Origin of the sequence: Paludibacter jiangxiensis (assembly GCF_001618385.1) — a bacterium.
In the GTDB taxonomy this organism is placed as follows: Bacteria; Bacteroidota; Bacteroidia; order Bacteroidales; family Paludibacteraceae; genus Microbacter; species Microbacter jiangxiensis.
In genome coordinates, this window is record NZ_BDCR01000004.1 from 846,371 (window position 1) to 860,950 (window position 14,580).

Below are 14,580 nucleotides of genomic sequence, written 5' to 3' on the forward strand. Positions count from 1 at the left end.
CAAAAACCAAGAAAATAACAGCAACAATTACAAAAAGCTGATTTGTGTATTTACTTTGTATTCAGATGTCCCAAAGATATTCATTTTAAACACTTTATTATGAAAAAGAATATGGGCACTTTAGACAAAGGAATCCGGTTGGCAATCGCTTTTGTCATTGTAATACTCGACATTAACAATGTGGTCACCGGCACATTGGGAGACATTTTGCTGATAGTTGCTGTATTGTTGGTTATCACTACTTTTCTTGGATTTTGCCCACTCTATCTTCCATTTGGATGGAATACCAACAAACAAAAAGAAGAGTAAATACTCTCAAACAACATATCTGATCCTCAATCAAGGCGACATTCCGTATTTTACGAATGTCGCCTTTTTTATATTTTCACCGAAGCAACTCTGAAAGGATTAACCTCATTGCTTTTTCAATACTCTGATAATTAGCCTTTTTACGCAGTATATTTGCACCATATAGTATTAAAATTCCATCAAAGACGGGCAAAAGTTCAGACTAAAAACCATTAATCAGCCTGTGTTACATGGAAAAAATCAACCACATGGAACCACCACTTTTATCTCACCACTTTGGAAATCTTCTTTGATTCCATATTGAAGGGAATAACTGCACCACAACGCCAAAGCACAAAGGTTATATTTTAGAAAGCGAACCTTTTAATCTGAGTATTTTCTTATCCATAACAGAAAAAGGTTCAACATATTAACCTTTCAAATTCTTCGTTATGAAATCATTATTCCATGCCATATCTATCTTACTGATCGGATTGCTTATTGCTTGTCAGGATAATATGACCCTGACATACAATAATGGATCAATCGCATCACTCAGCAGCGCGAAAATAAGTGATGGTGCAAGAATCGCAATTCTTTCCGACATTCATGTTATGCACCCGTCGCTTTTGATCAACGATGGAACTGCATTCCAAAATTATCTTGCTCAGGATCCCAAGCTTCTGGAATATAGTGCCCAAATTCTGGAAGCTACAATTAGCAAACTCATTGCACAAAAACCTGATCTCGTATTAGTGGCCGGCGATCTCACGAAAGACGGAGAACTGATAAGTCACGAGTTTGTTTCCCGACAGTTGCAACGCCTTGTTTCCCACGGCATAAAAGTGTTGGTTACCGTTGGCAATCACGATGTAAACAACCCTGAGGCAGCAAAATTTGATGGAGATAAAGTATACCCTGCAGAAAATGTTCCGGCAAATAAAATTCGCTCCATTTATCCCAACTTCGGATTTGCCAATTCTTTATCCAAAGACCCGAACTCGTTGAGCTATGTCAATGAACCCATTAAAGACCTTTGGGTTATAGCCATTGACGCCAACGAATATTACAACAACAAATTGAAAAGTACCATTGGAGGCATTATCAAAAACGAAACAATGGCCTGGATAAAAGAACGCATGAACGATGCCAAGCGAAAAGGAAAAACCGTTATCGGCATGATGCACCATAACCTCATCGAACATTATTACGGACAATCGGTTATCGATACCGGATATGTTGTCAATAATTCAGAAACTGTCGCTAATGAATTGATGGAAGCCGGATTAAAAATCATCTTTACAGGTCATTATCACGCCAATGACATTACGAAACGAGAGCACAATGGTAAATTTATTTTTGATGTAGAAACAGGCTCTACCCTGAACTATCCATGTACTTACAGGATGCTTACAATCAAGGGAAATAAATATTCGTTCACCCCTCAAACAACAACAGATTTAATGCCTTCTGTAATGGGGATGACCTTTGACACTTATGCCAAAGCGTTTCTGTCTGCCCATCTCGATGGCTATTTTGCTTACCTACTTACCATGGCGAAAGGAGTTCCATCGTCGTATGCAACCCAATTCGCGCCCTGGTACAGAGCCGGATTTATGGCGCATTGCATGGGTGATGAATCGCCCACAAGCGATTTAGCCACTCAAACGGCAACATTAAATGCATTAGATCCTTCCGGCCAATTAAGCGGTATTCTCGGTTCATTCTGGACTGACATCAATACACCGGACAATACCGTGACGCTGGATTTGGAAACGGGATCAGCTTATTGAAAGCCATTTTTCACTTAACTAATCAGCCACAAAATGAGAGCTCCAACGGGCTCTCATTTTTTCATTTTAAGTACAACATGTATCCTATTTCCCACAGCTAAAAAAAATGTTGATGAATGTAAAAAACGCACTCAATTATAGTATATTTGTTGTGTAAAGAATCAATTAAACATTCTTTATACAGCTGATTCTCTTTATATTTCTCCGTATCCGCACAACCTCTCAAATAAGATAAACACCATGGAAAAAGTCACGCCATTCATCATCGCAGAAGCCGAACTGGACGCTATTATCGGGAAGCATCTGGGGAAACCGGGGATGCTACTGTCAGTTCTGGAAGAAGCGCAAGAGATGCATCCGCAGAAATATCTTCCGGGTGAAACACTCTTATCAATTGCACAAAAACTAAATATCGCCTATTCTCAGGTATACAGTGTTGTAACCTTCTATTCGTTTTTCAATCTTATGCCTCAGGGGCGTCATTCTATCGTTGTCTGCCGGGGCACCGCCTGCCACACAAAAGGATCGAAAGCACTACTGGACGAAATTTGTCCGCTATTGGGAATACATCGGGAGGCAAATGCTTCCGAATCGAACTTCACAACACCCGACAATGAGTTTACGATCAAGACGGTCGCTTGTTTCGGACAGTGTGCTCTCTCTCCCGTCATTGCTATTGATGGCATCATTCACAGCAATGTAAATTCTCAGAAGCTGGCCAAAATACTGAACAAGATCAAATCTTCAATTAAAACGTCCGGCGATAAATAATCGCTTGCGGTAGCCTTATTTTCGTTTTGCTTGTCTTTCATATTAAACCTATAAGCCATGACACCTTCTGATCTTGACAACATAAGACAAAACAACCGGCATCGCATTCTGCCCGAACAACCGATGATAATGGTCGGAATGGGAACTTGCGGCATCGGCAATGGAGCCGATTTGGTTTTCAATCGGTTGCAAAAAACCATTGCAGACACTGGTGTAAATTGCCAGCTAAAACAAACCGGCTGTTTTGGTTTTTGTGCCGGAGAACCCTTAGTTATGCTTTATCAACCTAATAGACCTCTTTTGGTTTACAGCAAGGTGGATGAGAAGGATGCATCGCATATAATCGACAGTTTAATAAAAAACAAAGTCTATCTCAAAAAGATTCTTTGCCGCATTGACGAATGGGATTTTCTAACATCGGAAGTGAAATTCGGCACCGATTACACCGACATTCCGCATTGGAATGAGACTCCTTTTTTCAAAGGGCAAACAAAAATTGTCCTTCGTCACACGGGGCTCATTGATCCCGAAAAAATACTCGATTATATTGCCATCGGAGGCTATCGCGCTTTGGCCAAGGTTTTAACAAACATGCAGCCTACGGATGTTGTTGATGAAGTACTTGCATCCAGGCTTCGGGGACGTGGTGGTGCAGGATTTCCAACCGGCACAAAATGGTCGATTATGCAAAAAGCACAAGCCGATCAGAAATACATTATTTGCAATGCCGACGAAGGTGATCCGGGCGCTTATATGAATCGAAACGAAATTGAGAGCGACCCGCACATGCTGATAGAAGGGATGCTGATAGGCGCCTACGCCATGGGAGCATCCGAAGGCATTGCTTATGTAAGGGCTGAATATCCTCTTGCTGTTAAACGCCTGAAAGCGGCTATCGAGCAAGCCACAGCCATGAAACTTTTAGGCAACAACATTTTAGGAACTAACTTTTCTTTCAATCTGGAAGTTGTAGAAGGTGCCGGTGCATTTGTCTGTGGAGAAGAGACCGCCCTGATAGCTTCGATTGAAGGGAAAGCCGGCAGGCCAATGCCACGTCCGCCCTACCCTGCACAAAAAGGACTTTACGGCAAACCCACCAATATCAACAACGTGGAGACCTGGTGCAACATACCGGTCATCATCGAAAAAGGGAGCGAATGGTTCAAGCAAACAGGCACAGAGAAAAGCTCGGGCACAAAAGTTTTTTCACTTGTTGGGAAAGTAAAAAACACAGGACTGGTAGAACTGCCACTTGGGTCAACCATCGAACAATTTGTTTTCAACATAGGAGAAGGAACCGGCACCTCCAAACGGGTCAAGGCCGTACAAACCGGTGGTCCGTCGGGAGGTTGTATTCCATTGGAATATTTTTCAACACCGGTAGATTATGAATCGTTAGCCAGCCTGGGTGCAATAATGGGCTCGGGCGGAATGGTTGTGATGGATCAGGACAATTGTATGGTTGATGTGGCACGCTATTTTCTGGAATTCAATTCCGCAGAATCGTGTGGCAAATGCACGCCCTGTCGTGAAGGGTTAGCACAGGCACTGGCTATTCTCACTAAGATCACAAAAGGAGAAGGCACGCATGAAGATCTCACTTTACTGGAACAGTTAAGCCAAACCATCAGGGATACATCCATCTGTGCATTGGGACAAACCGCACCCAATCCCATTTTAACAACACTGAAATACTTCCGTAACGAATACGAAGAACATATCCGCGAAAAACGTTGTCACGCCGGAGCCTGTGAAGCGCTTTATATGGCATTGTGCGAAAACAGTTGCCCGCTGCACATGAATATTCCCGGCTATATTGAACTGATGAAAGAAGACCGGATAGAAGACGCGTTTGAGCTAACCTTGCGCGACAATCCTATTCCGGGAACCATCGGACGCATTTGCCATTTCCATTGCCAGATGCGCTGCCGCCGCGAAATGATCGACGAACCGGTTTCGCAGGGTGAAATTCACCGCTATCTGGCCGATACGATGTATAAACTTGGGAAAGAGAATGAAATATACAAAAAACTGATCAAAGAAAAACTACCTTCTACAGGAAAGAAAATCGCGATTATCGGAGCCGGACCGGCAGGATTGACTGCGGCATACTATCTTGTACGGCTGGGGCATTCCGTAACGATTTACGATGCTCTTTCAGAAGCTGGTGGCGTAGTCCGGTTTGGCATACCTCAATATCGTTTACCAAAGTCTGTCCTTCAGAAAGAAGTTCAGTTTATCAAAAGACTGGGAGTACAGTTTGTCTTTAATACCCGGCTTGGGACGGACATCCGGTTATCAGATCTGGACAATGAAAACGATGCAATATATCTTGCCATTGGAGCATGGAAAGACATTGATCTGAACATTCCCGGAGAACATGCGAAAGGCGTATTTGCCGGAACGGAAGTTTTGAAAGAGCTCGCTTTGGGCAAAATCCCAAAGCTCGGACAACACGTCGTCATTATCGGGGCAGGCAATGTTGCCATCGATGCAGCTCGCAGCATTTGGCGACTTGGAAAAGATGTGACTGTGGTCTACCGGCGCGAAAAAGACGATATGCCTGCCAACAAAGACGAAATCATGGAGTCGGAAGCTGAACATATCACTTACCGTTTTCTGGCGGCTCCACACGAGATCATCACCGACAAAAACAATCGCGCTAAAGCGTTGAAAGTTGAACTGATGAGTATCGGACACATTGATACTTCAGGCAGGCGAAAACCTCTACCGACGGGCCAATATGAAGAAATTCCATGCGACTCCATCATTCTTGCCGTAGGAGAACGGGTGGATACAGCATCATTATCCTCAGAGTTACTCTCCACGACAAAAGACGGGAGAGTTATTGCCGATCAGTTTTCATTCCACACCTCCCGTCCGAAAGTGTATGCCGGTGGTGATGCCGTGACGGGACCTTCCACGGCTGCCGAAGCAATGGGGATGGCGAAGAAAGCCGCAGAAATCATCGATTTTGACTTAATGCACGAACGGCGATTTTACAAGCTGTTCCGCCGGTTTGACTATCGCAATATTATACCGACGAATCCGAAACCATCGACCAAAAACAAACCTTTCCGGCTTTCTGTAAAAGAACGAACCGGCAATTTCCACGAAGTAGCCTCCGGTCTCACCGGCGAACAAGCGCACAACGAAGCGAACCGTTGCCTGCGTTGCGACATTAAATGCGAGGATACCAAACAATAAAGCTGTAAGCGAATTTTTGAAATTTTGAAATCTCACGATTATGCAAATCACGATAAACGGTCAGACAATTGACGTACAGGATGGATTAACCATCATGGATGCCTGCGCAATTGCAGGAATTGATATTCCTTCGCTTTGTTATCTGAAAGATGTCTCAAGCAATGCATCTTGCGGCATTTGTGTTGTTGAAGTAAAAGGGGCGCGCTCGTTGCTGAGATCGTGCATTACACAGATAACCGAAGGAATGGAAATCGTCACGAACAGCCAACGGGTAATGGATGCTCGTCGCATGAATCTGGAATTGCTCTTAGCCAACCATCCTCAGGATTGCCTGATTTGCGATCGTAATGAAAATTGCGAATTACAACAACTGACATTTGATCTGGGAATGCACGGCATGCGTTTTGTTCGTACGCGTAAAGAAATTTTACCGAAAGACGAAACTTCCGCTTCGTTAGTGCGTGACCCCGAAAAGTGCATTCTATGTGGTCGTTGTATCGCGGTATGCCGTGAAGTTCAATCCGTACAGGCCATTGATTTTTCAGGACGTGGATCAAAAAGTAAAGTGGCAACTTTTATGGACCTGGGACTGGGTGTGGTGGCTTGCACCAGCTGCGGACAATGTGCGCTGGTTTGCCCCACAGGAGCCATCACCGAGAAAAGCTCTATTGATGCTGTATGGAAAGATTTGCATAATCACGAAAAAATAGTTTTGGTACAAACTGCACCTGCCATCCGGGTTGGAATTGGAGAAGCCATGGGAATGCCTTATGGCAGTCTCGTAACGAGGCAAATGGTTGCCGGGCTTCGTAAACTCGGATTTTCAAAGGTATTCGACACCAATTTTACGGCCGATCTGACCATCATTGAAGAAGGTCACGAATTGATAAAACGGATTAAAACCGGAGGTGTATTGCCAATGATTACCTCCTGTTCGCCGGGATGGATCAAATTCATCGAGCATTTTTATCCCAAATCACTGCCTCACCTTTCTACCTGCAAATCACCGCAACAAATGTTCGGAGCAGTAGCCAAAACATATTATGCCGAAAAAACAGGCCTCGATCCCCGGAATATTATTGTAGTATCAGTGATGCCCTGCACAGCCAAGAAATTTGAAGCTCGCCGCCCCGAGATGGATAGCGCGTTTCATTACTGGCAAGCCAAAATGAATTTATCTGACGCTGATCATTTCTACGACGTGGATCACGTACTTACGACCCGCGAATTAGCACGAATGTTCAAAGAAACCGGCATCGAATTCGCACATCTGCCCGAAGAGAATTTTGACAGTCCACTGGGAGAATCAACCGGAGCCGCTGTTATATTCGGCACAACCGGAGGCGTGATGGAAGCTGCACTTCGGACGGCTTACGAAGTTTACACCGGAAAAACACTCGCCAACATAGATTTTAACGCTGTTCGTGGATTGAATGGAATAAAAGAAGCCGAAGTAGATCTTGACGGAACAAAAATCAAAGTGGCGGTAGCTCACACGTTAAAAAATGCACGAAAACTGCTTGACGAGATTGAAAACGGCACATCACCTTATACGTTTATCGAAGTGATGACTTGTCCGGGTGGATGCTTGGGAGGTGGAGGGCAACCCATTCCTACCAACACTGAGATCCGTAAGATGCGCGCAGAATCAATTTATTATGAAGATGCTCATAAAGGAATACGCAAATCGCACGAAAACCCTGAAATTCATTATCTTTACAAAGAGTTTCTGCTCGAACCATTAGGAGAAAAATCACATCGCCTGTTGCACACGAAATATATAGAAAGAAAAAATTGAGAGTATAACAAGATCATTATACAAATGCGGAAAAATCTGAAGACATCAATATGGCTATTACTAACTGCCCTGGTATTTACAGCTTGTAACAATGATGCCGATACAACATTTAGCAAAACAATTGTGTCCGGGCAGACTGTCTCTATTCGTATAAAGGAGACTTTGCAAGACAAAACCGGCTACGTGAGGTTACGGATGGACGCGGTGTCGGATTCGCGTTGCCCCATCAACGCCATGTGTGTATGGGCAGGAAACGGAGCCGTCACTTTTACGTTGTTTATTAATGGAAATCCAAGTATATTGACGTTGAATACGACATTAGAACCCAAAGTCATATCTTCACAAGGATATAAAGTAACCTTACTCGAACTTCTTCCGTATCCCGGATCCGTGAATTATAACTATGACAATTATTATGCCTCCGTCAGGATTGAGAAAGAATAAAAACGGGAGACATAAAATGATAGATTTTATGCCTCCCGTTTGTTTTTTACTATTATTATCTGATATTCTGCCTAATGGCTTGAAAAGCCCCATTTTCATAACCGCGGGTCTGTGACCTGCGGGTGAACACAACTTCAATCTACACGACCTGAAAGGTCGGACAAAACTCAAAGTTATGACTTTCAGGCGCTATGAAAGTCTATTAGGTGATATATCAGAAATTTTTTATTACAACAGAGAAAGAGATTCTTTTCCTGCAATTTTAGCTTCATGCTCCAACAGCCAGGCTTTGCGCCATATGCCACCGGCATAACCGACCAACTTTCCGTCTGCTCCTATCACACGATGGCAGGGAACAACTATGGCTATCGGATTGTGATTATTCGCATTTCCAACAGCTCTCTGACCATTTGGAGTGCCAATCTCTTCAGCAATTTTTCCGTAACTGACCTGTTCTGCGAAAGGAATATCCATCAGTGAATCCCAAACCTTTTGCTGAAATTTGGTACCTTCCATCTGAACAGGCACTGAAAATGCCGTCAGAGTTCCCCGAAAATACTCGTGCAATTGATGTATGCACATTTCCACCGGTTTGGTTAGTTCGCCTTCCACATAATATTCATGCTTATCGTCGAACTCCACAGCCGTTACAGCCTCGGCATTGCCCTTAATGCGCAAGGTTCCTACAGGCGTATTAATTAATCGAATGCAGCTTGTTTCAACCATTGAATAGCAATTCTTTTCCTTTATGGGATTCATCGAAATCCCCGTTGTTGTATACTAGCTTTCCATTTACAAACGTGTGTGTAATGCGGGCATGAAACTCCTGACCTTCGAAAGGAGACCATCCGCATTTAGAAAGAACATTTCCTGAATCTACGGTCCAGGGATAATTGGGATTTACCAATACCAGGTCAGCATAATAACCTTTACGGACAAATCCTCTTTTTTGTATCTTAAACAAAGTTGCCGGTGCATAGCACATCTTTTCGAGCGCTTTTTCCACCGTAAAATGGCCATTTCGTGCCATTTCGAGCATGGCCGGCAATGAGTGCTGAATCAAAGGAATACCCGAAGCAGCCTGCAAACAATCGCCTTCTTTATCGGACAGCAAATGAGGTGCATGGTCTGTCGCAACAGTATCCAGCTTATTAGTTGTAAGCGCCTGAATGAGTGCCTTTTTATCAGCCTCTGTTTTTATAGCAGGATTACATTTAACCCGGGCTCCCCGTGTTTCGTAATCACGATTATCAAACCAAAAATAATGCACGCAACCTTCGGCAGTAATCTGTTTTTCGGCTAATGGCTTTGCCTCAAACAATGCCAGTTCATGTGCTGTGCTTACATGTGCAATATGCAGACGGGTCTTGTATTTCAAAGCCATCTCCACAGCTGCGGCTGTCGACTTGTAGCAGGCTTCGCCGGAACGGATAAGATGGTGGTTCGGAATTGGAATATTTTCGCCAAACTGGGCTTTGTATGTATCAATATTGCGCTGAATAGTGCCCATATCTTCGCAATGAGCCATCAGCATCAAAGGTGATTCGGCAAACAACCACTGCAAAAATTCTTTATCATCCACCTGCATATTACCGGTTGAAGCCCCGAGAAAGACTTTAATACCCGGAATCCGCTTTGGATCTGCATTTTTGATTTGCTCTCTGTTTTCGTTGGTAGCACCAAGATAAAAGGCGTAGTTCGCCAGAGATTTTTCCGAAGCCAACCGGTTCTTTTCGTCCCACAATGCCAAAGTTGTTGTTTGAGGCACCGTATTGGGCATATCGAAAAATGACGTCACACCGCCGGCTACAGCCGCTTTGGATTCTGTGTATAAATCAGCTTTCTGAGTCAACCCCGGCTCCCTGAAATGTACATGAGTATCAATTACACCAGGCAACAGCCATAAATCTGAAGCATCTATTACAGTATTGTTTTGCAAAATGCTTTCCGGCACTTCTCCCTTAAATATTTCTGCAATAAACTCACCTTCAATCCGAAGGGATCCTCTGAAGGTATTTTTTTCGGTAAAAATTTTAGCGTTGTGAACTAAGATTCCTTTTTGGCTCATTTTTGTTCCGTTTCGAAGAGAATGAGTAATATTAACGCGCAAATATGGCGTATATTACTTAATTAAAGGTTAATAATGAACATCTGTTCCTAAAACAGAAGGATGTGTGACAAAATTACAAAAAACTTATGGCGAACAATACCATTTTCATCAAAAATTGAAAGTTTTTTTGTGCATTGTTAAAAACGTCAGACGTTATACGTAAAACCCACCTGTAAAAACTTTATCACACCACTTAATCCTAAAATCTCACAAGGCCTCAATCATTTCCATGCACATCCGTCCATTGTGATACGGACACTTCCAGAAACCGGCTTTATCATCCGAAGTATTAATGCTGCCATCCGCTTTTATACTCCAATACCACTCACCGTTGTTCCTATCAACCAGATTGTTTTTTATGTAACTCCAGCAGGCCTTCGCTTTTTCGAGATATTCCTCTCTGCCGTACAGCCGATAGGCGTACCAGAAGCCCACAACAGCTTCGGCCTGCACCCACCAGTGACGATCAGAATCGACATGTCCCGTTACCAGATTCTTTTCATATATAAGGCTCCCATCCGGCTGAAGTCCTTCGGACGCAGCTTTCACAATGGCTGGTATAACAGCAATTACCCTGTCTGTCAGATCCGTTTCTCCGAGAACCACAGCTGCTTCATAAAGTAACCAGGATGCCTCGATATCGTGACCGTAAGAAAAAATATTTTGCTTGTTATGCCACTGTTCATCAAAAAAGAGCTGTAAATGGCCGGAAGGTGCCAGTATTTTGTCCAAAAATAGTTCGATCAGATTCCGCAAACTGTTTTTCAGTTCGGCAGTAGGCCAAATTCGGTAAAGATTGGTATATGGTTCCAAAATATGCAAATGAGTATTCATTGTTTTTTTCTCATTTGCATCTTTATCGCTCAAACGCACATCTGCAATTTCACCCCATTCTCCGGTAAATGCTTCCTGATAACCGTTCAGGTTCTGATCAAAGCTATATTTCTCAATAAGCTGATATAATTCGACAGCTTTTTCCAAAGCATCGCTATCGCCGGTTGCACGGGCATATTCGCTTAGTCCGTAAATAGCAAAGCCCTGGGCATATATTTGTTTCTTTTTATCCAACGGAGTGCCATCGGCCGCCAATTGCCAAAAGATTCCACCCTGCTCATTGTCCCAGAAATAAGTCAACAGATATTCTTTTGCACGCGTAGCCGTCTCCAGATATTCCGGTTTGTTGAACAAACGGTATGCTGCGGAGAATGTCCATAAAATACGGGCATTCAGAATAGCTCCTTTCGGAGCATCTGTATGTTTATCTCCATTTCCTGATACCCTACCGATAAAACCTCCGTTATCAGCATCGATAACGTTGTTTATCCAAAACGGCAGGATATTCAGGCACAACTCGTCAACAAATTCTTGTTTGGCAATCTCTTCCATTGATTTTATTTTTCTGCAGAAAGACCTCTTTTCTGATTAAGCAATTCAGCATTTTCTTTCACTTTTTTGTCGGAAAGAGGATAAAACAACATACCTACAAATGCCAGCACACAACAAATAGAAGGAATAAGACTAATCATAATATGCTCTCCAAAAATGGTCTGACTGCTTTGTTGTGCTGCATTCGGAACGTAATTAAACAGAGCCAGAATCCATCCGCCAAGAGCAGAGCCTAAAGCCCAGCCCAACTTTTGAGACATCGACGATGAAGAGAAAATCAAGCCCGTTGCACGACGTCCGGTAAGCAATTCCTGATGATCGACGATATCGGCAAACATTGACCATAGCAATGGCAAAACATAACCGGCAAACATGGAAATAATAAACTGGAACGTCAGGATAAGTCCTATACTATTAGGTATAAAGTAGAATCCGACACTAAAGATACCTGCCAGCAAAATAGAGATCATATACGTCCTCTTTTTCCCATATTTTGCCGAGAGAGACGGCGCTACCATTACACCTAAGAGATTAGCGGCCTGACCAACTAAGAAATAAATGGTAGTCATATCCCATCCGGTAGCCTCAACACGGTAGTTCATTTTTACATAATCTCTAAAGAAGTAAATAGCGACACTATCACGTATTGCATTGAACAACAAAGCTGCAAGTCCTGTTCCAACCAAAATCCACCATGGAGAATTATGGAACAAATTTTTCAAATCCTGCTTGATGGAAACATGCTCTTCGCTCTCGATTTGTACTACACGTTCTTTCGTCCAGCTAAAACACAAAAGGAATAAAACAACACATATAGCACCAATTGCACCTACACCCATTACCCAGCCGACAGGCGAAGTGCTAACGGTAGCATCCACTGCATGTTTTGCATTTTCGAGGCTTTGTGGGTCAAATGTTTTCGCAAAGAAATCGATCATCGGCTGCAACAGCATAAATGTCACGAAACTTCCGATAAACGCGAACGACATACGATAGGAGGAGAGAGAATTTCTTTCGGTAGGATCAGCTGATATGGCGCCAAGCAACGAAGCATAAGGCACATTGATGAGCGAATAAACAATCATCATCAATGAATAGGTAACATAAGCGTAAATCAGCTTGGCAGTTTGCCCGAAATCAGGAGCAAAAAATGTAATCATTCCCATCACTGCAAAAGGGATGGCAAACCACAATAAGAAAGGACGATATTTACCCCAACGAGATTTCGTTCGGTCGGCTTTTATACCTACAAAGACATCAAAAAATGAATCCCACAGACGTGCAACCAAAAACATGGTTCCCGCTGCTTTTGCTGTTATACCAAACACATCGGTATAAAAAAACAAAGAGTACATTCCGAATATTTTCCAGAACATAGAGGAGGCTGCATCTCCAAAGCCATAGCCGATTTTTTCTTTCAGTTTTATCATGGTAACGGTTAATAAGAAAGAGGTTCCAACAGGGAATCTCTCTAAGGTTATTCTTTTCTGTACAATTTCAGGCACAAAACATCGTGAGCCGGTATCACCGCTTTTAAGGGTTTGCGGGTATCACCACCCTCTTTGTTTTGCCAAATATCTTTTATTTTGAATATCTCTTTAGATGTGTTGAATTCACGCTGGCTAAGAGAGTCCGTCACGGACATGAATTTCCAGTCTAGGTCAACCGAACGGTATGATTTAGAACGGTTTAGCACACAAACAGCCCATTTACCTCCGCAAAGTGGTTTCATCCAGGTTTCCACGCTATCTTTCGAAACAAATTTGAATCCCTGAATACCAAGTGTATCCTGATTGATGGCAATTGCCTCTTTGTTAGTGAGTATTGCCTTGGTTTCAGGCGACATATTGCGCAAGTCGTTACCGGCAATCAACGGAGCCGCCAGTATACACCACATGGTAAAGTGAGCCCTGTCTTCATTTGCCGGCATTCCATTGCCAACTTCGAGCATATCGGGATCGTTCCAGTGATCAGGCCCCGCAAATTTACGTAATCCATTTTGCATATCAAGTATTTGAAGCACACCATTTGCAAACCAGTTACCATTATTTTTTTTGCAGTCGAAACAATTATAAATATCTCCGGTAGTGCGCCACAAATGTCCAACCGCTGCACCCCACAACCAGGGCTTGTTGTTGCCCCATTCACACAAACTGAAAACAATTGGTCTGCCGGCGGCAAAAAGAGCATCGCGCATGGTTGAATAAGCCTCTTCCGCATTCATTTTACCGGTATTGCACCAGTCGTATTTCAGATAGTCGACACCCCATTTTGCATACATCAAAGCATCCTGATACTCATGTCCCCGACCAGCAGGACGACCGGCACAGGTTTTATCTCCGGCACAAGAGTAGATGCCGAATTTTAGCCCTTTAGAATGAACATAGTCAGCCAAGGCTTTGATGCCGGATGGAAAACGTTGCGGATCGGGAACAATAAAACCAAGACTATCTCTGGTCACCTGCCAGCAATCGTCAATTACAATATATTGATAACCGGCCTCCTTCAATCCCGAAGCAGCCATAGCATCAGCCTCTTCACGAATCATTATTTCGCTCACATCACAAGCAAATTTATTCCAGCTGTTCCATCCCATTGGAGGCGTTTTAGCCAATCCCTGAATTTTTTGTGCCTGCAACGGATACAGTACCAGTAAAAACAGCACTGACCATAAAAGTTTAGTGTGTATTTTCATTTGAAGATAATTTTGATTCTAAATAACAAATGGAAATGAATTTTATAAACAGCGAAGCTAAATTCAGCGTCAGCTAATTCCTGATTGA

At 43.1% G+C, this 14,580-nt stretch carries 11 protein-coding genes; 6 read left to right on the plus strand and 5 right to left on the minus strand.

Going from position 1 to position 14,580, the window contains the following annotated elements; all coding sequences use genetic code 11:
* Window positions 1–99 precede the first annotated feature (99 nt).
* The 6 genes from PJIAN_RS13640 (at window position 100) to PJIAN_RS13665 (ending at window position 8,301) form a co-directional block, all read left to right on the plus strand.
* On the plus strand, window positions 100–309 hold the full coding sequence (locus tag PJIAN_RS13640) for a YgaP family membrane protein (RefSeq protein ID WP_068705991.1): 210 nt from the start codon (window positions 100–102) through the stop codon (window positions 307–309).
* 431 nt (window positions 310–740) lie between these two features.
* Window positions 741–2,081: a metallophosphoesterase family protein gene (locus PJIAN_RS13645; RefSeq protein WP_084252421.1), complete on the plus strand. Its 1,341-nt coding sequence runs from the start codon at window positions 741–743 to the stop codon at window positions 2,079–2,081.
* A gap of 240 nt (window positions 2,082–2,321) precedes the next feature.
* Window positions 2,322–2,852 (plus strand): NADH-quinone oxidoreductase subunit NuoE family protein, encoded by a 531-nt coding sequence (locus PJIAN_RS13650; protein ID WP_068705995.1) that lies wholly within the window; start codon window positions 2,322–2,324, stop codon window positions 2,850–2,852.
* Between the two features lie 57 nt (window positions 2,853–2,909).
* Window positions 2,910–6,059, plus strand: coding sequence for an NADH-ubiquinone oxidoreductase-F iron-sulfur binding region domain-containing protein (locus PJIAN_RS13655; RefSeq protein WP_068705997.1), 3,150 nt, complete (start codon window positions 2,910–2,912; stop codon window positions 6,057–6,059).
* Between the two features lie 40 nt (window positions 6,060–6,099).
* Window positions 6,100–7,857 carry an NADH-dependent [FeFe] hydrogenase, group A6 gene (locus PJIAN_RS13660; RefSeq protein ID WP_101750756.1) on the plus strand — a complete coding sequence of 586 codons (1,758 nt, stop codon included), beginning with the start codon at window positions 6,100–6,102 and terminating at the stop codon, window positions 7,855–7,857.
* Window positions 7,858–7,881: 24 nt separating this feature from the next.
* Entirely contained in the window at window positions 7,882–8,301 is a 420-nt protein-coding gene (locus PJIAN_RS13665; protein WP_068706002.1) for a hypothetical protein, read from the plus strand.
* Between the two features lie 228 nt (window positions 8,302–8,529).
* On the opposite strand, the gene PJIAN_RS13670 is transcribed toward PJIAN_RS13665, so the two are convergent.
* The 5 genes from PJIAN_RS13670 to PJIAN_RS13690 all read right to left on the minus strand — a co-directional run bounded on the left by PJIAN_RS13670 (window position 8,530) and on the right by PJIAN_RS13690 (window position 14,492).
* Entirely contained in the window at window positions 8,530–9,027 is a 498-nt protein-coding gene (locus tag PJIAN_RS13670) for a methylated-DNA--[protein]-cysteine S-methyltransferase (RefSeq protein ID WP_068706004.1), read from the minus strand.
* Window positions 9,020–10,369 (minus strand): dihydroorotase, encoded by a 1,350-nt coding sequence (locus PJIAN_RS13675; protein ID WP_068706006.1) that lies wholly within the window; start codon window positions 10,367–10,369, stop codon window positions 9,020–9,022. Before PJIAN_RS13675 ends, PJIAN_RS13670 begins: the two co-directional genes overlap by 8 nt.
* Before the next feature lie 249 nt (window positions 10,370–10,618).
* The gene (locus PJIAN_RS13680; RefSeq protein ID WP_068706008.1) at window positions 10,619–11,797 is read right to left on the minus strand and encodes an AGE family epimerase/isomerase; all 1,179 of its coding nucleotides are present in this window, start codon (window positions 11,795–11,797) and stop codon (window positions 10,619–10,621) included.
* A 5-nt stretch (window positions 11,798–11,802) separates the two neighbouring features.
* Window positions 11,803–13,227: an MFS transporter gene (locus PJIAN_RS13685; protein WP_068706014.1), complete on the minus strand. Its 1,425-nt coding sequence runs from the start codon at window positions 13,225–13,227 to the stop codon at window positions 11,803–11,805.
* 47 nt (window positions 13,228–13,274) lie between these two features.
* Window positions 13,275–14,492 carry a glycoside hydrolase family 27 protein gene (locus tag PJIAN_RS13690; protein WP_068706016.1) on the minus strand — a complete coding sequence of 406 codons (1,218 nt, stop codon included), beginning with the start codon at window positions 14,490–14,492 and terminating at the stop codon, window positions 13,275–13,277.
* Window positions 14,493–14,580: the final 88 nt, after the last annotated feature.

Excerpts from the sequence above, each read along its gene's own strand:
- PJIAN_RS13670 (WP_068706004.1), bottom strand. The coding sequence starts at position 9,027 with ATGGTTGAAACAAGCTGCATTCGATTAATTAATACGCCTGTAGGAACC.
- PJIAN_RS13650 (WP_068705995.1), top strand. The coding sequence starts at position 2,322 with ATGGAAAAAGTCACGCCATTCATCATCGCAGAAGCCGAACTGGACGCT.
- PJIAN_RS13665 (WP_068706002.1), top strand. The coding sequence starts at position 7,882 with ATGCGGAAAAATCTGAAGACATCAATATGGCTATTACTAACTGCCCTG.
- PJIAN_RS13655 (WP_068705997.1), top strand. The coding sequence starts at position 2,910 with ATGACACCTTCTGATCTTGACAACATAAGACAAAACAACCGGCATCGC.
- PJIAN_RS13690 (WP_068706016.1), bottom strand. The coding sequence starts at position 14,492 with ATGAAAATACACACTAAACTTTTATGGTCAGTGCTGTTTTTACTGGTA.
- PJIAN_RS13685 (WP_068706014.1), bottom strand. The coding sequence starts at position 13,227 with ATGATAAAACTGAAAGAAAAAATCGGCTATGGCTTTGGAGATGCAGCC.
- PJIAN_RS13680 (WP_068706008.1), bottom strand. The coding sequence starts at position 11,797 with ATGGAAGAGATTGCCAAACAAGAATTTGTTGACGAGTTGTGCCTGAAT.
- PJIAN_RS13640 (WP_068705991.1), top strand. The coding sequence starts at position 100 with ATGAAAAAGAATATGGGCACTTTAGACAAAGGAATCCGGTTGGCAATC.
- PJIAN_RS13645 (WP_084252421.1), top strand. The coding sequence starts at position 741 with ATGAAATCATTATTCCATGCCATATCTATCTTACTGATCGGATTGCTT.
- PJIAN_RS13675 (WP_068706006.1), bottom strand. The coding sequence starts at position 10,369 with ATGAGCCAAAAAGGAATCTTAGTTCACAACGCTAAAATTTTTACCGAA.
- PJIAN_RS13660 (WP_101750756.1), top strand. The coding sequence starts at position 6,100 with ATGCAAATCACGATAAACGGTCAGACAATTGACGTACAGGATGGATTA.